At 58.3% G+C, this 26,272-nt stretch carries 20 protein-coding genes and 2 pseudogenes; 11 read left to right on the forward strand and 11 right to left on the reverse strand.

What is annotated here, in order from left to right; genetic code table 11:
* The first annotated feature begins 7 nt into the window (after positions 1 to 7).
* From AC5RUU_RS02495 to AC5RUU_RS02515, 5 genes are all read left to right on the forward strand, one after another.
* The gene (locus AC5RUU_RS02495; RefSeq protein ID WP_493973620.1) at positions 8 to 739 is read left to right on the forward strand and encodes a DUF7793 family protein; all 732 of its coding nucleotides are present in this window, start codon (positions 8 to 10) and stop codon (positions 737 to 739) included.
* 330 nt (positions 740 to 1,069) lie between these two features.
* On the forward strand, positions 1,070 to 1,528 hold the full coding sequence (locus tag AC5RUU_RS02500) for a hypothetical protein (protein WP_493973621.1): 459 nt from the start codon (positions 1,070 to 1,072) through the stop codon (positions 1,526 to 1,528).
* Positions 1,529 to 1,604: 76 nt separating this feature from the next.
* Positions 1,605 to 2,744, forward strand: coding sequence for a COG1470 family protein (locus tag AC5RUU_RS02505; RefSeq protein WP_493973622.1), 1,140 nt, complete (start codon positions 1,605 to 1,607; stop codon positions 2,742 to 2,744).
* 1 nt (position 2,745) lies between these two features.
* Complete coding sequence (locus AC5RUU_RS02510) at positions 2,746 to 3,246, forward strand: hypothetical protein (protein ID WP_493973623.1); 501 nt, start codon at positions 2,746 to 2,748, stop codon at positions 3,244 to 3,246.
* Positions 3,243 to 5,384, forward strand: coding sequence for a beta strand repeat-containing protein (locus tag AC5RUU_RS02515; protein ID WP_493973624.1), 2,142 nt, complete (start codon positions 3,243 to 3,245; stop codon positions 5,382 to 5,384). Before AC5RUU_RS02510 ends, AC5RUU_RS02515 begins: the two co-directional genes overlap by 4 nt.
* A 310-nt stretch (positions 5,385 to 5,694) precedes the next feature.
* On the opposite strand, the gene AC5RUU_RS02520 is transcribed toward AC5RUU_RS02515, so the two are convergent.
* Positions 5,695 to 5,994: a hypothetical protein gene (locus AC5RUU_RS02520; protein ID WP_493973690.1), complete on the reverse strand. Its 300-nt coding sequence runs from the start codon at positions 5,992 to 5,994 to the stop codon at positions 5,695 to 5,697.
* Between AC5RUU_RS02520 and AC5RUU_RS02525 the strand changes: the two are divergent.
* Positions 5,903 to 6,272, forward strand: a pseudogene (locus tag AC5RUU_RS02525) (Lrp/AsnC family transcriptional regulator); the annotation flags it as partial. The gene AC5RUU_RS02520 and the pseudogene AC5RUU_RS02525 sit on opposite strands and share 92 nt — an antisense overlap.
* Positions 6,273 to 6,358: 86 nt before the next feature.
* Here the strand turns inward: AC5RUU_RS02525 and AC5RUU_RS02530 are convergent.
* The 3 genes from AC5RUU_RS02530 to AC5RUU_RS02540 all read right to left on the reverse strand — a co-directional run bounded on the left by AC5RUU_RS02530 (position 6,359) and on the right by AC5RUU_RS02540 (position 8,394).
* Positions 6,359 to 6,565, reverse strand: a complete 207-nt coding sequence (locus AC5RUU_RS02530) for a hypothetical protein (protein WP_493973625.1) — start codon at positions 6,563 to 6,565, stop codon at positions 6,359 to 6,361.
* 142 nt (positions 6,566 to 6,707) lie between these two features.
* Positions 6,708 to 7,919, reverse strand: a complete 1,212-nt coding sequence (locus AC5RUU_RS02535; RefSeq protein ID WP_493973626.1) for a MinD/ParA family ATP-binding protein — start codon at positions 7,917 to 7,919, stop codon at positions 6,708 to 6,710.
* 328 nt (positions 7,920 to 8,247) lie between these two features.
* Entirely contained in the window at positions 8,248 to 8,394 is a 147-nt protein-coding gene (locus tag AC5RUU_RS02540; protein WP_493973627.1) for a hypothetical protein, read from the reverse strand.
* A gap of 1,433 nt (positions 8,395 to 9,827) precedes the next feature.
* Here AC5RUU_RS02540 and AC5RUU_RS02545 point away from each other — a divergent pair.
* A complete protein-coding gene (locus AC5RUU_RS02545; protein ID WP_493973628.1) occupies positions 9,828 to 11,450 on the forward strand; it encodes a hypothetical protein in 1,623 nt (540 codons plus the stop codon).
* 593 nt (positions 11,451 to 12,043) lie between these two features.
* Positions 12,044 to 13,558, forward strand: coding sequence for a tyrosine-protein kinase domain-containing protein (locus AC5RUU_RS02550; protein WP_493973685.1), 1,515 nt, complete (start codon positions 12,044 to 12,046; stop codon positions 13,556 to 13,558).
* A gap of 631 nt (positions 13,559 to 14,189) precedes the next feature.
* On the opposite strand, the gene AC5RUU_RS02555 is transcribed toward AC5RUU_RS02550, so the two are convergent.
* Entirely contained in the window at positions 14,190 to 15,170 is a 981-nt protein-coding gene (locus AC5RUU_RS02555) for a nitroreductase family protein (RefSeq protein WP_493973629.1), read from the reverse strand.
* Positions 15,171 to 15,542: 372 nt separating this feature from the next.
* Between AC5RUU_RS02555 and AC5RUU_RS02560 the strand changes: the two genes are divergently transcribed.
* Positions 15,543 to 17,003 carry a lipopolysaccharide biosynthesis protein gene (locus AC5RUU_RS02560; RefSeq protein WP_493973630.1) on the forward strand — a complete coding sequence of 487 codons (1,461 nt, stop codon included), beginning with the start codon at positions 15,543 to 15,545 and terminating at the stop codon, positions 17,001 to 17,003.
* Positions 17,004 to 17,089: 86 nt separating this feature from the next.
* Positions 17,090 to 18,250 carry a polysaccharide pyruvyl transferase family protein gene (locus tag AC5RUU_RS02565; RefSeq protein ID WP_493973631.1) on the forward strand — a complete coding sequence of 387 codons (1,161 nt, stop codon included), beginning with the start codon at positions 17,090 to 17,092 and terminating at the stop codon, positions 18,248 to 18,250.
* A gap of 648 nt (positions 18,251 to 18,898) precedes the next feature.
* Here the strand turns inward: AC5RUU_RS02565 and AC5RUU_RS02570 are convergent.
* Positions 18,899 to 19,480 (reverse strand): dihydrofolate reductase family protein, encoded by a 582-nt coding sequence (locus AC5RUU_RS02570; RefSeq protein ID WP_493973686.1) that lies wholly within the window; start codon positions 19,478 to 19,480, stop codon positions 18,899 to 18,901.
* Between the two features lie 143 nt (positions 19,481 to 19,623).
* Here AC5RUU_RS02570 and AC5RUU_RS02575 point away from each other — a divergent pair.
* A pseudogene (locus AC5RUU_RS02575) lies at positions 19,624 to 20,082 on the forward strand (ISL3 family transposase); the annotation flags it as partial.
* Positions 20,083 to 20,594: 512 nt separating this feature from the next.
* On the opposite strand, the gene AC5RUU_RS02580 reads toward AC5RUU_RS02575, so the two are convergent.
* The 5 genes from AC5RUU_RS02580 to AC5RUU_RS02600 form a co-directional block, all read right to left on the reverse strand.
* Positions 20,595 to 21,722 carry an O-antigen ligase family protein gene (locus AC5RUU_RS02580; RefSeq protein WP_493973632.1) on the reverse strand — a complete coding sequence of 376 codons (1,128 nt, stop codon included), beginning with the start codon at positions 21,720 to 21,722 and terminating at the stop codon, positions 20,595 to 20,597.
* Positions 21,723 to 21,974: 252 nt separating this feature from the next.
* Positions 21,975 to 22,445 (reverse strand): glycosyltransferase family 4 protein, encoded by a 471-nt coding sequence (locus AC5RUU_RS02585; protein WP_493973633.1) that lies wholly within the window; start codon positions 22,443 to 22,445, stop codon positions 21,975 to 21,977.
* Between the two features lie 571 nt (positions 22,446 to 23,016).
* Positions 23,017 to 24,159, reverse strand: coding sequence for a glycosyltransferase family 4 protein (locus AC5RUU_RS02590; RefSeq protein ID WP_493973634.1), 1,143 nt, complete (start codon positions 24,157 to 24,159; stop codon positions 23,017 to 23,019).
* The gene (locus tag AC5RUU_RS02595) at positions 24,156 to 24,821 is read right to left on the reverse strand and encodes an acyltransferase (RefSeq protein ID WP_493973635.1); all 666 of its coding nucleotides are present in this window, start codon (positions 24,819 to 24,821) and stop codon (positions 24,156 to 24,158) included. The genes AC5RUU_RS02590 and AC5RUU_RS02595 overlap by 4 nt, the downstream gene beginning before the upstream one ends.
* Positions 24,818 to 25,939 carry a glycosyltransferase gene (locus AC5RUU_RS02600; protein WP_493973636.1) on the reverse strand — a complete coding sequence of 374 codons (1,122 nt, stop codon included), beginning with the start codon at positions 25,937 to 25,939 and terminating at the stop codon, positions 24,818 to 24,820. Before AC5RUU_RS02600 ends, AC5RUU_RS02595 begins: the two co-directional genes overlap by 4 nt.
* Between the last annotated feature and the right edge of the window lie 333 nt (positions 25,940 to 26,272).

Genomic DNA, 26,272 nt, shown 5'->3' on the forward strand with positions numbered 1-26,272 from the left:
CTGGGCCATGTCGTTCGGCGTCGTGAAAGGAAGATTACGTACAAACCTGGTGCAGCAGGTCAGCAATGTGTTCTTTCAGCGGCTATCCCGCCCCGCTTTGTGGATACCCGCATTCGGCAGGAGCCGGACGGCCGGTGTCCACCATCTGGATCGGGTGCCGGTCCTGCGGGATGGGCTCGGATTATGGGCAGGGGTTGTGGTCGAGTATGCAGCAAAGGACAATCGCCTACAGCAAGCGCTCGCGCACCATGCGTCGAGCTTCATCAACCAACTCACCTGCGGGTTCGGACAAAACCAGGCTATGGGGAAACAGGTAATGGCGTCTGTTAGGTCAGGTATGGCTGAACTGTTTGTGGATGAACACGGGATTCTTCAGCTGACGTGGGCGCGCAACGCTGCTATCCGTGCGCATGATGCCGAGGCGGCCATCCATATGGTCGACAAGCTATGCGGGCAAACTGAACGCCCGCTGCTGGTGGATATGGCCACAACGTCATCGGTCAGCCGCGGGGCCCGCGCCGCCTTCGCGGGGACCTGCCAAGCTTCACAGATCGCGTTGCTGGGGGCTTCACCGGTGGACAAAGTCATCGCCAACTTCGTCTTGGCGATGAACAAGGCATCCCGCCCCAAACGCTTTTTCACCTCGCGAACAGAAGCCATGGAATGGCTGGTGGCAACCACCACTGCCCGGCCTGAACGCCAGATGGAGTCGGATCATAGTAGCGAGCCGGCTGCCTGATTCAAGACCTCATCCTCCTCGACTGGAGAAAAGGCACCCTTGAGAGCGTGCGTGTGCCCCACCTAGGGCACTACTTGCTTGGCGGCCTCCACCCTGGTTTTCCGGGCCTGGAGTAGGTGCCCGGACGTCAGGGCCCGGCAGCCTCGACAGAGTAATGGCAGTGCCAACCAAGTAGTACTTCCTTCAACAATCTGGGAAATCGGGTACCGGTACGTGTTGTTGCGCCCGCCCGCAGCCGAAAATATTGGGTCATCGATCCACCGAAAGGCACCTGGATGGGGCCGCTCATGGGGGAACGGGTTCTCAATCACACTTTCAAGGAGTCTTTCCATGCGTCCAATGACCAAGAAGAACAAGATCGCCGCCGTTGCCGCTTCCGCAGCGCTGCTCGCAGCCGGCGGCGGCGCGGCCTACGCCTACTGGAGCACCACAGGCTCGGGCAGCGGAAGCGCCGCGGCGTCCTCCGGCACCCAGGCCGTGAAAATCAACGTGTCCTTCGAGCAGGGCATCACTCCCGGCGGGGACCCTAAGACCATCACGTACACGGCAGTCAACCCCAACTCGAGCAGCACGCCGGTGACGCTGGTGAACCCGGTGGTGACAACCAGCGACGCAGGCTGCCTGCCCGCATGGTTCAACGCCACGGTCCCGTCCGGCACCACCACGGTCCCCAAATTCGTGACCTCGCATCCTCTGGGCACCGGCGCCCTCACCTTCACCGATGACCCGGAAGTCAACCAGGATGCCTGCAAGGGCGCCACCATCACGGTGAGCGTCAGCAGCAACTAACAAGCGAGCGGGCCGGGGGCGGTGAAAATCCACCCCCGGCTTGCCGTCATTTGCACCACATGGGAAGGGGCACGGGGTGCACCATCAGGACGGACATCCGCGGCGCGGCACGCGGAGGGCCATCAGGGCATCGCTGATCGGGCTGGTGCTGATGCTGGCCGGTGCCAGCGCACTGATCGCTGCAGCGAACAATCCAAAACCGGGCATCACGGTGCAGGTCTCCCCTGCCAGCCAGTCCGTCCAGCAGGGCCAGCAGGCCTCATTCACGGTTACCCTCACGTCCACCGGAGGCTTCAGCGGCACCGTCAACCTCTCCGCCGCAGGGCTCCCCGCCGGGGCGGCAGGCACCTTCACGCCGTCCCCTGTCACCCTCAGCTCCGGGACCCGCACAGCAACGAGCACCCTGAACGTCACCACCGCCGCGGGCACGCCGGCCGGAACCAGCTCCCTGACCATCGCCGCCACCAGCGGCAAGGTTTCCGGCAGCACCGCCGCCAGCCTCACCGTGAACTACAAGATGACCACCGCTTTCTCGGTGGCCGCGACTCCGGATTCGGTGACTGTTCCGCCCGGCGCCACCGCCGTCTACACGCTGCAGCTGACCCGCAACAACTTCAGCGGGCCCGTTTCCTTCAGCATCCTGGGCGGACTGCCTTCCGGGGCCACGGCGTCATTCTCGCCCAACCCCGCCACCGGCAGTTCCACAACCCTCCAGGTAGCCACAACCGCTGCCTCACCCACGGGAACGTCCAGCCTGTACCTGGTGGGGAGCGGCAAGGACTCCGCCGGGAAGACCCAGTACGCCTACGCGAACGTGAAGCTGGTGCTCGATTCGACCATCAAGCAGTTCGCCCTCTCAGGAAACGTGCCGGGAACCCTGTCCCCCGGAACGTCGGCGGGCCTGGACCTGCAGATCAACAACCCCAATAACAAGGCGCTCTCCCTGAACAACATCTCGGTGGCCGTCGCGGGCGTCGCCCGGAGCGCGGACGCCCTGGCCAGGAACCTCCCCTGCACTGCGGCGGACTTTGCCGTCACGCAGTACGGCGGGCCGTACCCGCTGGCAGTTCCCACCGGCACCAAGTCGCTTTCCGGGCTGGGCGTCGCGGCCGCGGCCCTGCCCCATGTGAGGATGCTCGACACCTCCGCCAACCAGGACGGCTGCAAGGGCGCCACCCTCCAGCTCACGTACTCGGGATCAGGACAGGGGAACTGAGATGACCAGCATCACCAGGGCCCGCAACGTCCGGGGCATCAAAGCTGCGGCACTGGCCGGCCTCCTGATAACTGCGGGCGCCGCAACCGCCTACGCCTACTGGACAGGGGCAGGAGCCGGGGAAGGGTCCGCGGCGGCGGGCACCATGCAGGCCGTCACCGTGGACGCCCTCGTAGCCGGCGACGACCCGCAGGCAGCCCTCATCCCGGGCGGCAGCGCCGACGTCGTACTCCGCCTGACCAACCCGAACCCCTACCCGGTGCAGGTCTACAGCGTTACCGCCAACGGTCCGGCGACGGCGGACGCCGCGCACCCCGGCTGCACCACCACCGGTGTCAGCTTCACCGGGACCGCCGCCCCGCTCGAGCCCGCAACGTACGTTGCCGCGAACACGTCACTCCTGCTCACCCTTCCCGGAATGGCCGTCATGGATACCACTTCACTCGCAGCCTGCCAGGGCGCAACCTTCAGCCTCCCCGTGACGGCCGAGGTGCGCAAATGAGCAGGGCCGCATCGACCATGCCGAAGCTGCTGCTGGGCGGGGGCGCGTCCGGCCGGCTCCCCTGGATCGTCACCGTGTTCCTGCTCCTGCTGGGCACGGGCACCACCGCCTACGCGTTCTGGGCATCCACCACCAGCAGCAGCAACGCGGCCGCTGCCGCTGACTCCCTGCAGGCCGGGTCAAGGCCGGCCGTCACCGCCAACGGCGCAGCCTTAACGGTCAGCTGGGCCGGTGGGACCACTGTCAACGGCCGGGCCGCTACCGGATACACCATCACCAGGTACGCCGCAGCCACAGGTGGCACCGGAACACCGGCCACGGGCGGCTGCGGCGGGACGGTCGGCACGCTCACCTGCACCGAACAGAACGTGCCCGGCGGCGTCTGGTACTACACCGTCACCCCCGCCATCGCTTTGTGGACGGGCGCCGAGAGCCCGCGCAGCACCGGCACCAGCAGTGACTCCGCAGCCCCCGCGGCAACAGTGCAGGCCATCTCGCCCACCCCCAACGCCGCCGGGTGGAACAACTCCAGCCCCGTCACCGTGACCCTCACGGCGGACGACGGTCCGGACGGCTCCGGCGTGGCCTCCATCACCTACGCGGTCGACGGCGGCGCGAAGCAGACGGTGACCGGGTCCGCCGCCACCGTAGCGGTCAGCGGCGACGGAACGCACGCCGTGTCCTACTTTGCCACCGACAACGCAGGCAACTCCGGCGCAGCACAGTCCCAGACAATAAGGATCGACACCACGGCGCCGGCCGCGCCGGGACTGAGCGTCCCGGCGTACGTGAACTCCGCCAACGTTGCCGCCGTGCCGGTGACGGGCACGTCGGAGGCGGGGGCCACAATCTCGCTGACCGCCAGTGACGCCGGTGCCGCCCATTCCGTCACTGTCACGGTTACCGCCTCCGGCACGGGAACCTGGTCCGCCAGTCCAGACCTGAGCAGCCTCAACCAGGGAACGGTCACGTATTCGGCTTCCGCAGCAGATGCCGCGGGCAACACCGGTCCCGGCAAGACGGCCACCAGCACCAAGGACACCGCGGCGCCTGCCCCGGCTCAGTCCCTGGCTGTCCCGGCCTACGTCAACATCAATAACGTTTCCGCAGTGCCGGTTTCCGGAACTGCGGAGGCCGGCGCAACCGTGACCGTTTCGGCCGCCGACGGCGTGACCGCGAACACGGCTACAGGCACGGCAACGGCTTCCGGCACCGGCGGTGCATGGTCGCTCAACCTCAACCTCGGCACCCTGAACGACGGACCCGTCACCTACACCGTGACGGCCAGGGACGCGGCGGGCAATGCCAGCACGGCCGTCACCACCTCGGATACGAAAGACACGGTGGCGCCAGTCCTGAGCATCACCGCGCCCATGTACGTCAACCGCGGCAGCAACGTCGGCGCGGTCCCGGTCAGCGGAAGCACCGAGGCAGGAACGGCAGTGAACGTCACCGTCCGGAACGGCCTCTCCCAGAGCGTCACCAAGCAGATCACGCCCACCGGCACCACGTGGTCCACAACCATGGACCTCTCCACCCTGAGCGACGGCACCCTGACCTATACGGCATCAACCACCGACCTGGCCGGCAATAGCGGCACCGCCACTGCTGCAGGCGCCACCAGCAAGGACACCCTGGCGCCGACCGTAACAAGGATCAGGCTCGCCAACGGCGGCTCCACCAACCTCTCCAAGCCGTCCGCCGACACCGGGGATACAGTCACTGTGTGGTACTCGGAAACCATGGACCTGACGAAGTTCTGTGCCAACTGGACAGGTTCGAGGTTGACGGGCACGGTGCGGATCTCCGACGCCGGGAGCAACGATTCGCTCAGCGTCGCCTTCACCGGTTGCACCCTTGGCACGGTCTCCCTGGGTGGCAACTACCTCAGCGGTAACGACGCCGTTTTCGGAGCCAATGGCACAGCATCCGGTGCCACCTGGGACGCTGCGAACAACGCCCTTGTGGTCACGCTTGGGAATGCACCCAACGGCAGTGCAGGTGCCGGCACCCTTGCGCCGGGGGTCCCGGCCGGGACACCCGCCTACACGCCCCCGCAAACCCTCTCCGACGTGGCGGGCAATCCAATCGGGACCGTCTCGTTTACCGCACCCACCACTGACAAGTCGGGTTTCTAGGTCCTCCCCCAGGCGGCTCCCCCTCGACGACGCCGTCGGGGAGCTGCCGGCCCGGCTACCGCCCGTGGGAAGGACTGTGGTCCATGGACTGATAGCTGTCATAGCAGTCGCGGGAACAAAACACCGCTGAGGGATCTCCGGTCATCGGCAGACCGCAAAATCGGCATTTTGGCGCAGATTTAAGCATTCGCATCACGGTTCTCAACATGCGTGCAGACTACGCGGGCCAGTGGCCTGCGGGATCCGTACGGCGTACCTGAATCTGGGTCCGTCCAATACCTGCCCCGCAGACCGCGGGTGCGCAGATGGATCACCACGCGTCCAGGCTCTGGCTGCGCCGGGCCAGCGCCCTACGCCCTGTCTTACCAGGGCGGAGTTCCTTGGTTGACGCGGCGTCCGACGACGAGCTGCTCGTAGGCAGCCAGCAGTTCTTTATCGCCGGGCATGGGGTATTCGTGGCCGGGTCGGAGAGGGCGTCCCCGTCGGGTGCCGTGCCGGCCTGGATGGCCGGAGAATTCACGGAGGTGGCCGCAAATGTGCACATCTCGCGGGCGCACGCCTCTACGCGCATCGCGCGGCTGACGGGTGAGTGGGTGCTGTCCCGGTTCACGGCCCCTGGTGGATGCGATCAAGGCTGGGCTCAAGTCTTCCGCCTATGTGACCCTGAAACTGAAGCAGGACTCCTGGCGGGAACTGCGCGACCGGCTGGGCGCCATCCCCGAGGTGCACCACATCGCCCTGGTGGGCGGCACCTTCGACGTGATCCTGCTGGTCCGCGCCGTGGACAACATCGACCTGCGCCGGGTCATCTTCAACCAGCTGCAGTCCAGGCCGGGGGTGCTGGATAGGCAGACGTTCCTGGTGTTTGAGGACGTGGATACGCGGTAGTCGCGCAACATCACCTGCTCAACTCACACCGAGGCAAGCTGCACACTTCAGCGGGTTCTGCCCGTGAGCGACCAGCCGCAAGGATGCTAGTTAATGAGGTAGTGCTCCTTGGGCTCGCGCCCGCTACCGACCTTCCTCGCGAACGGAAGTGCGCTGGCAAGGGTCTTCAGCCCGATTACAGGCAGCAGGATGAGCGCGCCGGTTACGGATAGGGCGGTAAGGCCCACCATCTCCAGGTTTTCCCGCCGGGGCAGCCGGCTGCGCCGGCGCCCGCCATCCATCAGATTCATCATGGTCTGAGGCTAAGGCGCGGCGGTGTCCGCTTGCCCCAGTATCGTGTACCTGTTTTCCTGGCAATCTAACACTCGTGGTCGCTTATGCGACTTGGCCAGAGCTTGGCGAGCCGAGGCCCAAAGCTGACCGAAAAAGCTGGGCTTACCGGTATCCGTCCACGATGGCCGCCGCGATCTCTTTGTATGCCCTGCGCGTCTCCGGTTTCAGCACGTCCAGTGTCACTAGGTCGCCGTCCGCAACGCCCCGGTCATGCGGTACGGCGATAAGCTCGCGACAGATGCCAGACAGGTGGTCCTCAATAGCGTCCTTATCGACGCGTGAGGAAACTTCGTCCTTGTCGGTAATTACCACGATCGCGTTCCGCGCCAGGTCCTCGTACCCGTGGCTTGCGAGCCAGTGCAACGTGCTGCGGGCCCGCTTCGCACCGCTTACGGCGTAGCCCGCGGCGATCACCAAGTTGTCAGCGGACTGCAGGATACCGCTCATGGCGTTGTGCGTCACGCCAGTACCGCAATCAGTCAGCGCGACTGAATAGTAACTGGAGACGAGTTTCCGAATGCGCAAGTACTCCGCGGCTGTAAGCGAGTCCGAAACCTCCGGATCCTGTTCACCCGCGATTAGGTGCAGCCGGCCGGCGTGGTGCATGTACCGGGCAAGGGCTGTGAGCGAATCGACTGACTCAATGTTCTCGAGCAGGTCGGTGATAGTCCGTGGGCTGGACTGCTGGTAAATGCCTTCGCCCAGCGCACGTTCGACAAGGTCGCCCGAATCCGGGTTGGCATCGATGGCGCAAGGAGCGTCGCCGCGGTATTCTGCGAGCGTGAGCCCCACACCCACAGTGGTTGAGGTCTTGCCGATACCACCTTTGAGGCTCAAAATAGCCGTGTTATAGCTGCCTTGGAGCTGCCTGGAAATACGTCGCACTAGTTCGTCTTCCTGACGCTGCCTAGCACCAGGACCCAAGTTCCATGCGCCTCCAGTCAGGTTGTACAACGCGCCACGGAACCCACCCACGGGGCGCGGTTTCTGTTCTTTAACGAACAGCCCTGGCGAGCTGATGAAGTCCGGCAGTGGGCTTTCAGCTATGGTTTCGGCGACCGTGGGCCGGGCCCGGCGGAAGACAGGAGTATCAGCAGGAACGGCAGCGGGCACCGACGCGGCTTCGGCGTCGCGGGCCCCAGAGAGGGAGGTAACGGGGCCTGAGGGTGTGGGCTGCGCAGATGCCGGGAGCCGCGTGGGGGCTTTAGGCTTTGCGGCATCAGCTGTGGCTGCTGCCTCGGCCCATGAGGTCCGACGCGCCAATGGGTTACCTGAATGGGGCTGGGTTGAAGGGCTTGGTGTTACAGCTGGCATGGTTCCTGTCCGGGCATCCGTCAACCCACCGTCGGCGCGACGAAGGTCACGGCGTCGGCGCAGTAGCGGCTGTCCTGCATCGTCTGCATCGGCGCGTGCGTTCTGATCCGCCGGATCGGGCATACATGTCCCCCCAGGACGTTCGGCAAAAGTTCTGCGGCACTGGTTCAACCAGTAAGTTTAGGGGCTTCGGCGGAGATGTCTGCTCATAACCGCGTGAGGGCAGCGCCCACCACAGCTGCGGTTAGGACAAGTAGGACGGCCAGGATTGCATAACCTTGCCACTTGGGACGGCCTTTATGGGGATTAATGTCGACGTATGGCATGGCTAGCGGCGGCTGCCCCGTGAGGCGGCGGAAGCGGTGACACGAAGGGCCCGACGCTTGCGCCGCAGCATTTGGTAAAAAACGAAGAAAGGGACCAGCAGGGTGCCCAGCAGCGCGCTCAACGCATAGGCAAAATCGAAAAAAGCCACAACAGACCTCCATTGGTAGGCGTGATCCCCACGTCAGATCCCTAGGGACGGTATCTGGTCCAGCGTTGGGTTGACAAGCCAGGACAAACCCGGAGGGACAAGCCCTTTCCGGCCCCCCCGACAGCGCTGAAGCATAATTCCGTGCTATCACTGGGAAGTAAGGATGCTTGTCACTTTGCTTGCATAGTCCGCAAGGTTGTTCAAGTCATGTCGGATATGACAAGACACCACGGCCTTTCAGCCTCAGTGGCCAAGAGCCACTAGCACACCAGCGGCGTTATCCAGGGCCACCAGCGTAGCGATATAGGACACCAGCCCCAGCCGGGGCTCGCGCCTAACTTTCGACGGAGCTGCCGCGCGTGAATTCTGCCCCCATACCCGCACATGAGGCTGTGCTACAAAACAACCCTAGAGGGTGGACTAAGTCATGCTCTCTATGACGCTACCCGTCTGAATGGACGGCCTTGGGGACTGCCAGTCGTCAGAAATTGGCCATAGTTTACGTGCCGATTACCACATGTTGCCTAGACGCAAGGTTTCCGCCCGCTTCTCAATGACAAGAGTCCTGGGAAGGACGGTACGCGCCCCGCTCCGCGCGGTCGCCCGGGTGAAGCGTGGCAAGCGTGCCCACAAGAAGGTCGCCGTCCGTTGTGCCCCGCCCTAGATATGAGCGTTGCTGTATGTTCACCGAATTCCACCAGAAGGGGATTTCTGGCGTCAGCGTTAAACGCAACGAGGTATACTTCTTCGTCTCCACCAATGGACACCTCCAGTCCGAGGGTTCGGGCTCAGCCACGTCGTGGAGCTGCCTGCGTTCCATAATCTCAGCAGCGCAGTTTCGTGGGCCCAGCACATTGTGACGCAGCCACGGCAAACCGGCGTTTTGCGAAAGTGATTGAGGTAGGACCGGAATTACGACGAAGAGCGACAGTTTGGACTTCTCGCCAGTGATGCCAATACCTCGCTTCCACTGATCGGGCAGCCCGAATTTGGGAACACGGCTCGATCGGAACGACAAAGCGACCGCTATTCGAGAGCGACCCCTGCGACCAGCACATAGTTGTCCACACCGATTTCGAGCCATTCCCGACAGTGTTTTCGGTAGATCGGGCAGGCATGGCCTGCTGGGTGACGGGTAGTCCGCATTAGAGGTGGATTCTTGACTAGCAAACAAGTAGTGCCTGGCGTCTTCCCCGCAGAATCTGCGTAGTACTCGGCGAACTACACGTACTCTGCCATCGAATTCAAGTACTTCCTACTGGCGTCAATTGGCTTCATTGCCCATATCGTTTCTGCCATGTCCAGCAATCTCTGCACGTCAAGGAAGTGGCAACGCATTTGCTTTCTGCCGATTGATGCTTGGACGGCAACTTCCACCACGAGCGCGCTAACGAGAAGTTTAGCTCAGCGCGCATCGGATAACGGGGGCAATCATGGGTGACGAACGCGTACTTAGCGAGCAAGATCAAAAAAAGCGGGACGGACTCAAGCGCCGGGGACTCCTTCGAATGGGCGCACTAGCAACTACTGCAACGGGGTTGTCTGGGCTCCTAGGCCTAGCCGATGATAATGCTTCAGCTGCTGCGGAAACAGCTGGGCTCAAGATGCCCCTAGGGCCTTCGAGTTCCGACAAGCAACTACCAGACACCATAGCGTCGGAGGTATCCATTGCCGGCAAAGCAGCTCGTACAGCTTTAGATGGCTTGTTCGAATCAAAGACCGCGCGAGTTTTTAGTTCAAAAAGTTACGCTTCTCTTCAAGATTTATTTAACGCGGTGAATTCCTATGGCGGTAATTGCGTTGTTCGAATTGAGCCCGGAAGTTACGTCACGCGGCCGCTGCGAATCGATCAATCCTTCGTCTCCATATCCGCCTGGGGTGCAACCATCACATTAGCGGATGGTTCGAACGACGATCTGATACGCATCGGGCCTAGTGCCATGAGTATAAATGGTTTCGGTGGCCGCTGGGACGGGAATAGGACGAACCAGCGCGGAACCTCTCACATTCTGAACTTCGAGGAATATACGGGAGTTTTCCGCGTTGCAGATCGTTCAAACTTCGACAAAATGGAAATGGTAAACAGCCTTACCGGCGGAGTGCGAATAAATCCGAAGCGGATCGAACTCCAGTTTGATCACTCGCCAATACGCGATTTTGGTAGCTACGGGATTTACTTTGGTGCAACCGACTGCCATTATAAAAACGGCGCCATCGGAATCGGCACTAACTGTGTAATAATCGCAGCAGGGGCCAATTGGGTCACAAAGAGTGGCTTGTATTCCGCATCGGATTATGCGATCAAATTAACGGAAAAGGCCGCCGACTGCTTTATAATGGCCAACCAGATTGATAACAATATGGGCGGTGGCCTGTGCGCGGTTGGGCGGGCAGGGGATACGCTCAATACACTTATCGAAGGTAATATTTTCCGTGGGAACAGCCGCGTCGCGGAAGGCGCGTTCCCAGATATTTATCTAGAGCAAGTCCGTAATGTTCTGTTAGTAGGAAATGTCTCGGGAGTGCAGCAGGGTAGCACTGCACGAACCAGTCATGCTGTGAAGACTGGTGCCGGCGTAGGCTTCATAAATGCGTCAGCCAATATGTGGGATCCCGCTTATCACACTGTCGACGCCTACTCCGACTACAGCGCTATTTACTCAAGACAACAGCGCTCTGACTACTCCAGCCCTAACACGTCCAATGCTATCTTGCGGTCCCGGGTCGGTTCCGATGCTTACGAGCGACTCGAGCTTCAGGCAAACGGGACTTTGCGACTCGGGTCGGGCACGGCACCACTCGACGCAAGCATTTATAGGGAATCGGCCGGGACAATCCGTACCGACGGTGCCTGGAAAGCACCTAAATTCACTCTCACAACTAGTGGAGGCACCTTCCCAAATCCCTTCATATACTTCGAAGGCAAAGCGTCCCGCACCCCGACCACCGGTCCTAACACCGCATATATCATGCACCGAGACAATGGAAGCGGAAAGGGTGAGTTGATCGCCGTTTTCCCATCTGGGCAGGTGCAGGTAATCGCCAGGGAACAGTAGGGTGGATCGCGTGCGGTAGTCGTGAAAGATCTGCATCGCCGACTAAGCCAATCAGGCGCACCCACTAAGTTGGCGTCCGCCATATTTCGTGGCTACACCGCTCGCATTTTCGATGGACTAGAACGAAGCTCACTAAGTGTGCAAACGGCTGGACATGTCGGCAGGCGGCGGGACAGAACGTCACGAGCCCTCGTGGCCAACCACTATCGCCAGACATACTGAGTGACCAGTCTTGCATGTGGGCTGGCTGAGGTTTTCCAGCAGCAAGACATGTGAGTCGCCTCCAGTAAGTGGTAATGATCCACCTGCAGCAGCGGTTGCTCGCAGGCCACCTCTGCTTAGCACCCGCCGAAGTGTACGATGCCCAGCGCTTGGTACGAACGCCTGGGTCCATACGACGGGATACTGTTCCCCGGCAACCCACTTTGTACATTTTGGCCCTCACCTGGAAACATTAGTCCCCGGCAGGCCTGTTTAATAGTCGGTGCCACCGCACTTGTGATCCTAGGTAGTATAGGGACGACCGCATGAATACGGCCGTTCTGGTGGCAAGCCGTTTAGGGCGCCCCAGCGACACACAGGGGGACCCCGGTTTGGACTTACGTGACTACCTGCGCTTGGTAAGGCGTCATTGGCTGCTCATAGTTAGCGCGACGCTGCTGGGTCTCTTAGCCAGCGCTGCAATCTCCGTGCTTGCCAAACCCACATACAACGCAGAGACTCAGCTTTTCGTAGCCATTCAGAGTTCTGGGTCCGTACAAGAGTTGCAGTTGGGCAACAACTTCAGTCAAGCCCGGGTTCAGTCCTATGTGAAGACAGTTGATTCTCCAGCCGTACTTCAACCCGCGATAGATGCATTAGGGCTTTCAGAAACGGCTGAAGAACTGGCGTCTCGGGTCAAGGCAAGTACCGAAGCCAGCACCGTGCTAATAAATATTTCGGTCGCCGACAATTCGGCTGTTCAGGCAGCGGCCATTTCACAAGCAGTCGCAGATAGTCTGATCCGAGTTGTAGATACTTTGGAAAAGCCTCGAACAGGGGGACTTTCTCCTGTCAGTCTTTCAGTAATCAAACCTGCTACGGCACCTGTCGCGCCCTCATCGCCGAATACTCAACTGAACTTGGTCTTGGGTCTTCTCATTGGTCTCACTGCGGGTCTTGTTGCCGCCGTTACAAGGTCGACGATGGATAGCCGTATACGAGGGGAAGCGGACCTTCGAATGGTGACAGATTCCCCACTACTAGGCGGTATTTCCTTCGACCAAGACGCTACCAAGAAGCCGCTGCTCTCCCAGGCAGCTCCGCAAAGTCCCCGAGCAGAGTCGTTTCGCCAACTCCGGACAAATCTCCAATTCGCTAACGTGTCGGGCCACGCAAAGACGGTGCTGCTGACGTCGTCAGTACCCGGCGAGGGAAAGAGTACAACGGCGACAAACCTGGCGATTGCTCTCGCGCAAGCGGGGCAGTCTGTTTGCCTTGTTGATGCAGACTTGCGACGACCTATGGTCAATGAATACCTGGGCCTTGACAGAAACGCTGGTCTGACGACTGCACTAGTCGGATCAGCCGATCTGGATGACTTGCTTCAACCTTGGGGGACTGACAATCTTTTCGTCCTCACATCTGGACAGATTCCCCCCAACCCGAGCGAGCTGCTTGGATCCGCAGAAATGAAAGATCTCATTCGTAGCCTTGAGGCGACATTCGACATCGTCGTGGTGGACGCGCCACCTTTACTACCCGTAACCGACGCGGCCGTCTTGTCGCAGCACGTCGGAGGAGTAGTGCTAGTAGTGGGTTCACAGAAGTTGAAGCGCCAGGATCTTGAGAAGTCCTTGAACGCTCTGAAGATGGTGGGAGCTAATCTGCTGGGTGTCGTCCTGAACCGTCTTCCCTCAAAGGGTCCCGACGCCTACGCCTACTCATATTACAGCTCGGAAGAAAACCCTGCGAAAGCGGAACATGCGTCACCAAGCGCCATGCAAAGAATCCAGGCTAGCGCCGGCGCATCGTCCGAACGCATAGACCAGGACTTTGAACATACCATTTTTGGCGGTGCCAGCGGCTCTGAGCCCAAGGTCTTCCCGTCAAGCCGTATCCGCGATTAGCTTGAGGATAACTACTACCGATGCTGCAGTTATAGCGGGCTCCTCATCGATGTTCACGGCCGTTTCGAATTCATTCAACTGCAACACGCGAGGGTATAGCCCAACGCACAGTAGATAGTCGGCTCATGGGGCCAGCTGTTCGCGATTCCTAGTCCAACACACTGGAGGTGTGGTAAGGCCAACTGTTTCAACGGCTTCTGGGTGCCAGGCCATCGTCCAATTCGGTGGCAGCGCTACAGATGCGGTTGCAGGAAGGCAGGCCGCGCCGATTCGGGACCGGCGATGAGATCCCCGCTCGACGATGCTGTCCACCTACGGCGTGCAGTTGTCACACAGCTGCCCCTACGTCTCGAACGACAACCCATTCTCGGCCTCGAGGTTCCGGACGATGAATTATTACCGGCCCGTCTACCACTGCGTGTTCAAAGAGCTGCACGCCGGGACGGCGTACTCTACCGCTACGTGCCCTGATACAACACCCAACACAAACACTCAGGCGTCGTACTTCTCTGACGTTTTGAGGTCCACTACAAAGCACAGTCGGACGAAAACCCGAGCGGTTAGCGCAAGCTGCCCCATGATGTGGCGGAACGAGAGCTTCTCTTTATGCCGAGCCTAATAGCGGGTCTAACTAGTGGGCATTCAGCACTGTGTCGATCGCCCGCCGTGGTGACCTGGCGACCCGGAATTTTGTTTCAGTGTGCCCTACGGCCACCAGCATGACAACGTCCTCATGATCGTCAATGGAAGCGCTTGACCTGAGCTCTGTAGATGCGCCGTTCTTCATCGACCAATTCAGCATGCACGACGCTAACCCTACAGAATGAAGACCATATGCAAAGCTCATGGCGAAAAGCCCCCCGTCAATCCATCTCTGATGACGTTCCCCAGGCCCAGTGAACAAACGAGTATCCACAGTTATGACCGCCAAAGCGGGCACAGCATTACCGAAGCCAGAGTTGCCGTTTTGGTGCCTGATAACACGAGAAACGTCGTCCGGATCCGAATAGAAATGTACGCGCCATGCCTGCCGATTACAGACGGATGGTGTAGAAAGGGCTATTTCAACGGCACGTCTAACGTCTTCCAGCCGAACACTTCTAGTCGGATCAAACGCTCGAACGCTTCGACGAGTGGAAAAGAAATGCTCCAGCAAGTCTTGCCCACCGTTCTCGAGGATTGGGTCCCATACATGAGGACTAGCGACGGTCGGACTAATCTCGGCGGCAATGTCCTCTTCGTCGTTCCAATTTTTTAGTGCCTTCAATGCAGTGTGAGCATGGGCAGAAACCTCCTGCAGATTTTCTTCGACTGCCGCGTTGCTCAATCCTGCTTCCAGCCGCCGCCTCACTGCGTCCCCAAACGGGCGCTTCGGCGATTTGAGTGCCAACCCCTTTTCGATGCGGTGATAGTCCTTGGTGAGTTGACACTCAATGTTCCTCAGGTTTCCACTACCGGAAAAGAGGTCATCCTCCTCCGCACCATATCGGATGTGCCGAAGAGCATCGATGGTCGTTTCACGAAGCACGATGGAGTGCCTATAGCTCTGTTTGAGACGGCGGAAGATCGCCTCCGGCAATACCCGCTTAACCGATTGCTTGATAAGACCCATTTGCTCCCCCTTAGCTGCTACAGCTACCATCGACGCCGCACTCTATTCTAGTCGATAAACAGGATCTCCTCCGCGATGCTTGGGTCGTAATACTCACGCCCGGATGCTCCCAGTTATCCTGAGGCGGTATACTGCTCCTCGTGAGCCGAAGGGGGCCTTTGTGGGGATTCGGCATCAGCATGGGTGTCACGTTTGCCAAATCGAAGTAGCTCCATGTCTTTGGACGAATCGAATCGTGACGTTTATCAGTAACGGTCTTTCATCAGCGTAGTTGCTGTTGTGGCTTGCTGCAGTTGTGCCGGAGTCGCAAGTTTGCACACGCCACTCATCAGAATGACTGCTACTGGGACTACAGAAAGTGACCTGAGGGCCATGTCCACTTCTACGGCACGTACTGCAGCGAGGGGCAGCCTAATAACAATCGCTGGCCAGGCGGTCAAAATGCTCCTGCTGCTAGCCAACTTGGTCATCCTGGGAAGACTGCTAACGCCCTTAGATTTCGGGCTGGTAGCAATGGTCACAGCCGTAGTCGGGGTTGCGGAACTTGTCCGCGACTTCGGCATCACAACAGCTAGCATTCAGGCTCCCAGCCTTTCAAAACTGCAAAAGAACAATCTCTTCTGGATCAATGTGGGCTTAGGCATAGCTCTGGCCGCGTTAACCGCCTCCCTAAGCCAACCGTTAGTCACGCTCTATAATGACCCGCGTTTGGGACCTATAACTCTGGCGACTGCCGGCCTTTTCGTATTGAATGGCATTCAGGCTCAATATCAGGTTGAACTCACAAGGCAGCTGCGATTTAAATCTTTAGCAGTGACTGATATAGCGGCAAATACATTGGGCCTCGGAACCGCTATAGTTCTTGCCCTTATGGGCGCTGGCTACTGGTCTCTCGTCGCTATGCAACTAGCATCCGGGCTCTTGCTGCTTTTAGGCCGTGTTTTCACGACCGGCTGGCGTCCCGGATTACCAGGACGCGAAGGCTCAATCCGGTCGTTCTTGAGATACGGCGGTAATCTCGGCGTCGCTCAATTCGTTAACTACGGCAGTGCCAATGCCCCCAGTATCCTAATTGGGATTATTGGCGGACCAGTCGTTCTTGGCGCCTATACTCGTGCCGCCCAATTGGCTTCCATTCCTGTCAACCAAATCTTTGGTCCGCTGACTAATGTTGCCCTCACGACTCTCGTTCGAATCAGCGGGGAGAGGAAGTTCAGCCGAACGGTGAGCGTGATGCAACTGCTCCTTGGTTATACTGCTGCGATTGGATTCTCCTTTGCCATCATTTTCGCCCCTGACATTGTTCGAATAGTTCTTGGTAAACAGTGGTCGTCCGTTGCTGTAATACTGCAGATTCTGGCAATAGGGGCGGCCTTTCAGGCTGCTACGTTCGTCTCATATTGGGTTTTCCTCGCTAAGGATGAGACTGCCGAATTGCTTAAGTACAACCTCCTAACTAAGGGGCTTGTACTGGCACTGACCGTTTTGGGTGTGTTGGGATCGGTCCAGGGCATGGTATGGGGTTACGTTGCCGGCATGGTCCTTGCGTGGCCTATATCTCTAGTGTGGATGCGCAAAGTTAAGTTGCCTGTTCGCAACCTATTTCTAGGCGGACTACGTTTCATAAGTTGCGGAGTGCTCACGGCCACGTGCGGCCTCTTAGCTCCTGTACTGCCGGTTGATTTGGAGCCGTTGGCTGCTTCTGCAATAGGTGGATTAGCAGGCCTATCTTTGGCGTTCCTAATACCGCTAGTTCGGCGCGACCTAGGCGATATACTAACCGCAATCAGAAGAATCAAGAAACGGGAAATCGATATGGGGATTGCTCAGTGAATATAATCTTGGTAACAAAGTCAAAGGTTCGTCGATTCGCATCAGAACTCTTGGAACGTCCGGGCACTCTCCGCCTACTTATGTTCTTGGACAGCCTGATTCTCCGAGCAGCATTGTATGGAAAACGCTCCGAAAGTAACCAGCATGTGATTCTTAACTCTCCTGGTGAGGGAAACATAGGCGATCAAGCCATGTTCGAAAGCTTTGCGGCCAATGTACAAGGTCCAGTTGTTGCTATCGTAAAATCTTTGACAGCGTACTCGGTTCCTCGCCAGAAACGCTTCTCTAACATCAAATTTTTGGTGTTACCCAGCCTCGTCTACTCAAAGTTCTTGTCTCATTATCGTGACTTGTGGCTCCTCGGCCGCAGCGTTCGCGGGGCTCGGAGTTTTTCTGTAATGGGCGCCGACATAATGGATGGCGGCTATGGAAAACATTCTTCGATGGTTGAATGGAACATTGCAGCGGCGATTCAGCGTTCAGGAGTAACTTCCCGGATTCTCGGGTTTAGCTGGAATGGAAAAGCCCCGGATGAGATTGTTCGGCTCGCTCGCGCAGCGGGAAAGGCTGGTGTGCTCATCCTGCCTCGCGACCCCGATTCCCTTCGGCGCCTGCTGTCCGATGGAGTATCGAATGTCCAGCAAGCTTCGGACATGGTGTTTGCATGGACCGCGGGTTCAGAGAGCGCTGCAAGCAAACTACCGGAAGAATTGGCGCAGAAAAAGCTAGCCGTGGTAAATGTTAGTGGCCTCATCGGTCTGCGTGTGGAGCAGGAAGTTGAATATGAGTACTTCCTGGAAACACTAGATAGTTTGGGCTACACGATCGCCTTTATCCCCCACGTTAGTCATTCCAACGTAGATGATATTAAGGCCACGCGTCGTCTCAGAGAATTTTGTGCAGTCGCGCGTCGAGCATATTTTGTCGAGGAACTGGTCTCGCCATCAGAGGTGCAAGCGCTCGTCAAGAAAGCCCACGTGGTCGTGACAGGGCGGATGCACCTTTCGATCCTGGCTCTTTCGGCAGAGACCCCTGTTATCGTACTCGCCACACAAGGAAAAGTTTCCGGTCTGATGAAGTCATTCGGGATGCCTCACCATTGTGTTGAACCGGTCGAGGGGTTCGGCGCTGTAGTCGCCAAACTTCTCCTTGACCTCGAAGACGATCGCGACAATGTTGTAGATCGTATTCGGTCTAGCCTCCCCGCAGTAAGAGAACTGGCCAACGTTAATTTCCCGAAGGATTAGTCGCCCAGTAGAGGAAGCACTTGTCCTGCCTGTTATGCCGATTATCTTGCTGGCAGATTGGGCAGTTGCCAGTAAGAATGAGACCTAGTCTTAGTTTTCGCTAACTCCAAATGGTGCGTCTGCTGCTATCCAGAATATGAAACACACCGTGCGGCTACCGCAACGCCGGCCATCTACAAATCGGCTATTCTCTTGAGAGCTGCCGCCGAACGGCGGCACCATCTACAAATCGGCTATTCTCTTGAGAGCTGCCGCCGGACGGCGGCAGCAGCATACCCCAGGGATCCATTTCCCCAAAAAACCTAAAGACCGAGTTGTTCGATGGGCCAGCTCTGGCGGGTCGTCCGCGACGGTCAGGGGCGTGATGGGAACGGACGCACGGGATCATGTCCCATGCGTTGGCCAGCGTATTCACGTAGTTGGGATTCGGCTGGCTCGTTGAAGCGACGAGCCCGCTGTCGGCAAGAACCGCAGCAGGGTCGCGACCTACTGCTTTCAACAACGTGGACGTCTCCCTAATGCTCGATGATGTCACCACCCCGTATACGGAGGCGAGAAGGAAGTCGGGTAGGGAGCCATTTCCGAACCGGAGGCCCGAACGTGTGTCACCGTTCGCAGTGGACTTCTTCCCGTACCCGCTCAGATCGGTCAACGGCGCACTCGAAAGCGCAGGTGAAGTACCCGGTTGCCCTGAACCACCACGTCGGGATCCTCCAACAGGTGCTGTTCGTCGACCGACCCGAAGTAGCGCCAGCAGGACCCTAACACGACGGGTACGACGTCCATGCGCACCTCGTCGACCAGGCCCGCGGCAAGCACCTGGCCACCGACGTCGCCAGCGGCGACCTCGACGATGTCGTCACCCGCGAGCTCCTGCGCCTTGGCCACGGCTGCCTCGACGCCGTCCACGAAGTGAAACGGTACCTCGGGGTCCCAGCCCTCGGGCTTCTGCCGGTGCGTCACGATGACCACGTGGTCGACCTCGCCCGGAGGCTTCCCGTCCCAGCCGTCCGTCAGGTCGAAAACGTGGCGGCCAACGATTGTCGCCCCGATCTGGTACCAGTACGGGCGGGTGTAGTCGTAGGACGTCTGCGACACCTTCACCTCGCCGCTCTCGTCCAACGGAACGTCACAGCTGGACAACCAGTCGAACAGCGGTCCGGGCTGGTCGTTCTCGTCCGCGACGAAGCCGTCCACCGACACCGAGCTGTACATGACCACCTTGCCCACGGGACTCTCCTTGGCTTTGGTGTGCCCCATATTAGCGAGTCGTGAGTAGCGGGCGTGTCGCGTCATCGGCGGCAGTGCCCGGGTAGGGGTTTGGGTCTCCCGAGGATGGACGTTCTCACAGTGCCTATCCGGAGAACCTCGAAGTGCCTGACGCTAACCCCCGTGCTTTTGCCTGCCGTGATCGACCCTGTTCTGCCGACTCGACGAGGTCCGTCTCGACGTGACCGGGCAGCGGTTCGAGCCGGACCATGCTGTCTTGGCCTGTCGCGTCGTCGAGCCCGACGGATCAGATGAGAGGTGGTGTCGTCGCTGCGGATGCGAGGGATCGCCGGCGCCACAGTGACGAGGGCGTCTTGCGCACGAGCCGCTGGGTTGGCGGCCGACCACGCTGGTGGTCAGGATCCGTCGCTATCGCCGCTCCGGCTGCGGGCATGTGTGGCGCCAGAACCCAGCCTGCTGTTGAACCGCGGGCGAAGCTCTCGCGGCGCGGTCTGCGGTTGGCGCTCGAAGGCACCGCGCACCAGCACCTGACCGTCGCCCGTGTCGCGGAAGGACGGGTCGCCTGGAACACCGTCAACTACGGCGTCCTGGCCGAGGTCAAGGGGTCGTGATCGACGAGGTGATTACGCTCGACCGAACGCTGAAGAAGCGCCGTCGACGTGCCTGCCTCCTCCAACCGGCCTGGCGCCAGCAACGGCCGAACCGAGGCGATCAACGGACGACTCGAACACCTCCCCGGGCTCCGCCCTCGGGTTCCGCGACCTCACCAAACTACATCGCGGGATCTCTACTAGAGACAGGCGGCCTCAGGCCGCTGCTACGCCCTGGATTATGAAGAGCCCTTTTTGGGCTTTGTAGGGCGTTGCCTTCGCCTCGCTGCCCCGGGACCGACACGCCAGCCAACATCCAGCCAGCGATTGCACCATCAAATGTGAAGAGCCCCAAAGCCGCGCGCTAACCAAATGAATTTCCGCCATACAGGCAGTTGAACAAAACGCTGAAGACATGGTTCCGGCAATAGACTAGGCCGATCCTAATCCAACTGGCGATGGACAGTTGTGAACGGTGCTGCCAAAGAAGCAACGACCTCAGGAGTGGAAAAGTACGTACATGTCTAAAAGCTGGCGTTGGCTCTGCCGTACTGCGGGGCCGCGGTCCTTACGACCCTAGTGCCACTCAGTCGTTGAAAACAGAAGCCAGCAAGAAATAGCCAAAGAGGGAGACTGTCGCTCATCATTCCCCATCCTGTGAGTGCGACTAAGGCTATGCCAGGTGTGGCCGCAACGTAAGCTCTGGCAAAGTTACCTGTCTCCGAATCGTGTCGCCGCTTTTTCCAAGCATTAGCCAAGGTGGCCAATAGCGGGAGGAAGAGCAGGGCAGCGCCCAAAACCCCTATTTCCACCGCAGCAAGGAGTGCCGAGTTATGAACAGGCCAGCCTTGGGCCGTCAAGATATCAGTTGGTCCTGCTGTAGTGATGTACGTATTCGGCCCGGTGCCTGCCACCGGGTTGTCTGGCACGAGCGCCATTGCAACTTCGTTGAAGTGCTGTCGTGTCGACCCTTCCGGGTCTTCCTCAAACCTGGCCACCCAAATGCCAGCCGAAGCAAAGCCTGCCGTAGCCACGATGAGTGGAATAGCCAGTTTGCTGCCTAGGGCACGGCCTTTAGGCAGCAAGAGGGTCCACAATAAGACCATGACAATCGCAGAGAAGAAATTTGCGCGCCCACCAGAGAGAATAAGCATGGGCAGCGAGGCTATTATCGCAACCCACGCACACGCCCTGGTGGTGCGCTGTGCGGCGCGCGTGAAGGGCAAGCACACCATTTGAAACAATAGTAAGACTTTACCCAAAGTAGTGGGGTGACCAAAAGTGCCATTGACTCTGCTACCGACTAGTTCCGAAGTCGAAGCATTAGTAGGAAAAAGGGGAACACCGCTGTATTGAAGGATTGAAATCGCCAACTGCAATATCACCACAGACAAGAGCCAAAGAATGAATATCCTTCCAGTCTTACCATCGGGGTCTACATTTGTGGCCAGATAGAGCCCGGCAATCCAAGCGGTTGCCGCGGTGAGAAAATGCACCATCCCTGCTTGGACTTCCCCCGTTTGCTCCCACACCAGCCCATAGTTGATAACAAGGAAGACAATAAGCGGGACGACCAGCACGGCCAGTCGCGAAAGCTTGAACGCAAATACCGCCATTGCAAATATGACGGCTAATGCAATTGTGTAAGTCATTAGTCGAGGTTCAGACCCTGATATGCCACTGCGGGTTACATCCGCGTCCGTGCCGCCGTATACGACCTTGGGCAAGAAACACATTGTCGACATAGCTAGGGCCATGATTGTATTGACTCGACCAGCTATGGTGTAAAAGAGGAAAAAAGCTAGCCCCGCAAGCAGCATTAGTGCAAAAGTCATGGGCTAACCTTCCAAAAATCTGGCAGAGACCAGGGCAAGTAAAGTCGAAGATCTAACGACGAACTAGCGTCACGATAAGTGAAACCCAGCTCGGGTCAGAAGGTCGCGAACAGTTGATTGAAAACGGACGTCGCTAAATTGGTCCTCAAGTAACTCCTGTGGTGCTGCATGCGCATCCTCCCTTCCGGTCTCCATCAAGGCATGCAAGTCGCCAATGTATGGCCAAAATTCTGGGGAGAAGCCTTCCCGCACATGTTGGGTTCCATATACAGGTACCCCATAGACCATAGATTCAACAGCCTTAACTTTTATCCCCCCACCATGATCAATGGGGACGATTACAGCGTCAACAGACGAATAAAAAGTCTCGAGTTCTGCGATCGGTCCCAAGATCGTGGCCCCGTTTGTCCAGTTTGCCACCTCGTCTGAACCGTAGCCGGCCACAACCAATTCGAGGCCAAGCCGCTCCAGTCGATGAGCATGAGCATCCAAGAACTTCCTGAGAGACATCGCGTTGGGCGGGTAATTCATGTTGCCCAAGAAGCCGATTCTGGAGGGCGAAGCTTCGCTGCTGGGCCGGGTAACGTTGGGCCAAGCGACGGGCGTGGGCAGCCAGGCAGACGGGGAGTCGGTCCGGTCTGATAGATGCCTAAAGTCTTTATATCCCGCGTAAGTGTTCACTGCGGCGCGCTTGGGAAGGCGAGCCTCCATGACCTTCCACCAGAGTGACTGAGCTACGCCCCCTGGCACCATGACGCGTGAAGATTGCGCCATCGTGCGAGCATTTACACTCCAAAGGTCCATCCAGTCGAAAATGAGACTGTCTGACGGAAGACTTTTAGACGCTGCTGAAAAAACTGAAGGAACCGTAATAACGTTTATGACCGCAGGTCTCATAGCAGGAAGCCGGCCTTGGAGAGGCATCGGAATAAGACTCTTCTTGATGCGTCTTGTCAGACCCAAGTCAGTTGTCCCTGCTCCAACTGCGCGCAGAGGGTAAACCTCCACATCATACCCAAGTGCGGTGAGCGAGTTGTACCACGCGAGGGCTCGCAAACCTCCGCCATCACGAGGCATATCGGACAGGCCATACCAGTAAACCAGGTTTGCTTTAGGCACTGGCGCGCTCACTATCTGCTGTTGTCCGGCGCCATAATTCTCGAAAGTTGCGCCTGTAGCCCTCGATCGAGAACTTTTGTTCGTAAGTTCGCCGGGCGTTATCACCCATTCTTTGGGCCGTCTCTCGGTCAACGGATGAGAGAACAGATGCGAGGGACACTGTGTCCGCCAGGGGATACAGGAGTCCATCGTATTCATGCGTCACGATGTCAAGAACACCGCCAGCACGGCTTGCTATCACTGCTCTGCCTCTGGCGAAAGCCTCCAATAGGACCAGGCCGAAGGGCTCCGGCTTCTCCGACGGGAGAATAAGGAAGTCAGCGCAGTCGATATACGGTGCTATGTCCTCTACTTCGCCCACTATCGAAACGGATTTCTTGTGCCTTAATTGACTTACTAATTTCGGCACATCTACAGCTTCTCCCAAGGCCGGAGGACCACCTAGGATGGTGAGCTCGCCAGGACACGGATCCTCATTCCATGCGGCGAGCAGTCCTTCATGACCTTTCCAAGAATTCCATCTACTGGCTACTACAAACTTGAGGGGACCAGTCAGGGGTTCTTGTAAGTCTTTCAGGCCGTTCTCTCTATGTGCATTCCGCAAGATGACCGCGCGTTGCCTTACATACTTAGGCAATGATTCGCGAGCAGCATCGGAAATGCAGAATATTTCGTGAGCGCCTCTGGCAAAAAGCCCGAGGACCAAAGCTTCACGAGGGGACCAAATCTCCTGCATATGTAGGATAACGCGTTTCGCACCGGCAAGGCGCGACAACATCAAGCACAGTATCACCGCGGAAGTCGTGCAGTATACAACTTCGACATCGCGCTTCAGAAGCTGTCGGAATGCTCTCCAAATCCTGGCGAACAGGGGGCCAATCCCCGAAGGTCTTAGGTATTTGCGTCGCAAGACGGGGACAGGGAACGGCGTGTTCCTTATCCCTTGGGAATCAAGGAACGAACCGAGTCGGTTTTCTTCAGTAGGTAAATCGTCAGGCAACCACACGGTGGCACGCTGCCTGTCGCTGAGTGGAAGTGAGTTTAGGACTTCGACGAGTATCTTGTCTGCGCCGTACATCTCGTTCGAGGAATGGACGAAAAGAACCTCAGCACTTGCGTTGGATGACAGCATCATCGATCCCTCATTATCTTGGCAGGGATACCGGCTGCGATAACATTATCCGGCAAGTTGCGCGTGACCACTGAACCAGCTGCAACGACAACCCCACTACCGATCGTTACTCCCGCTGTGATGGTGGCGCTACTACCTATCCAGACATTGTCACCGATAGTCAAAAAAGACCTATTGACCCCTTGGGACTTAATAGTCTTTGAGGTATCGCTGAAGACATGGTTCTCGGAGAAAAGCTTGACTCCCGGTCCCAACATGACGTCAGATCCAATGCGGATTTCACCTGAACATCCAATAAAACATCCGGCGCCAAAACTCGATCTCTCACCGACCCACAATCCGACCCCCACTTCGCCGCCGTAGTAGCTGCTGGGTCGAACTTGCGTCCCGCGACCAATCGAAACTTCAGCCCCAAAGTGGAGCCCACGCTGAGAAAGACCCTGCACCTCTGCAAAATCTTCAATAACCAGTCGTCCCTCATGGGAGATATGCTGCGGATTCATTATTCGGGCCCCCCGCCCTAGATAAAGAGCACCCTTTGAATGACGAAGAAATGGCTTAACAACAGCTCCACGAGCAATCATCGGAAGAACTTTGGCTAGCATCTGCCCTGAAGCCCGAAAGTTCTCACGGTCGTTCAGTCCTTCAAAACGAGCGAACTTCATGCTCCGGCTCGCACGGTCTTGGAAGTGGATAGTTGCCCACGCAATTCTTCCTCGTAAGCGGAGCATACGGCCGCCCACGTGTAACCCATCTGAACACGGGCCAGGGATAGATCTGTCAGGCGCTTTTGTTCGGCTGGGGACTCCAACACACTTCGGATGGCTTCCTCGATATGCCCGGCCTCCGGCTTGCAGAAAGCACCACCATCGCCGAGCACTTCACGGTTGTAAACAGTGTCACGAGCTACTACAGGTGCGCCGTTTGCCATAGCCTGAATTAGTGCCGGATTTGTCCCACCAACGCTGTGTCCATGGAAGTAGGCACCACAATTTCGCCAGAGTGCCAACAGCCTTTCATCATTAGCGACGTGTCCCAACCAGCGCACATTCGGGCTTTCTGCCTCTAGTCGTCTGACTTCATCCTCGAGAGGGCCACCGTAACCAGAAGAACCCACGATGACCACCTGGTGATCTCTTGCAAGGTTTCCTGCTGCTTCCAGGAATTCGCTTATCGTATTCTCAGGGACGAAACGAGCAACAACGAGCACATACTCTTTTGCTGGCAGGTCATCTTGTGCGTCACCGTAGCCTCCGACATCCCCGCCATAAGGAATAAATACGCATGAGCGACCGAACTCGTCCTGCCATCTACGGCCGATTTCTTTGGAGTCGGCCACGAGCACTGTTCCGAACATCGCTGTCATTCGCGCACCCAACTTGAAAACGAATTTAGCTAGCCTGCCCCACTTGGCTCGTTCCCATTCAATACCGTCAACGTTCACTACTGTTGGAACTCCGCGAAGGCGCAGCAGTGGCAACCAAAACCCATTTGCGACGTTCATTACCAAGGCAACGTCGGGTTTCTTCCAAGCAGAATGCAAACAAGCAGTCAAGCCATACGACAAAGTGCTAAGTGATTTATTTTCTATTCCACGAGTCTTGACTGCGGAGACACGAGGATCCCTTTCACCATCTGCGGAGTTCGCAGCTGAACGGCCATAGACAGTGACATCCCACTCATGATCGGCCAAGAAGGGTGCAAGCTTACGAACAGCAGTTTCAAAGCCGCCGTAGTAGCTGGGATAGCCCCTTGTTCCAACAATGGCAACAGTACGACCCACTCAAAAACCCCCTAGTTTATAAGGCCCCGAACAACGCGACAACCGAGGCGTGTCCCGGGAGCGCAGGCTTTCCCGGCGTATGGAGACTCCTCAACTGGGAGACGTCTCGAGACCTGAGGGGAAAAGTGACTGTGTCGGTGCCACAATGCACAGCTTCTCCCCAAATCATGGCAGAAAGTTGCGCGGACGTGCCACTCAATTACCCCTCCAGGTCCACCGACGGCATGGGGCGCAGGGAAGCAGAGCCATGTGGGAGTACACATTACGAGGACACCAGCTTCTAGCTGTACCCTGTCCTCGGGGATCTCGCGACTAGCGATATTCCATTGTACT

The sequence above is a fragment of the Arthrobacter sp. K4-10C genome (genome assembly GCF_059090085.1).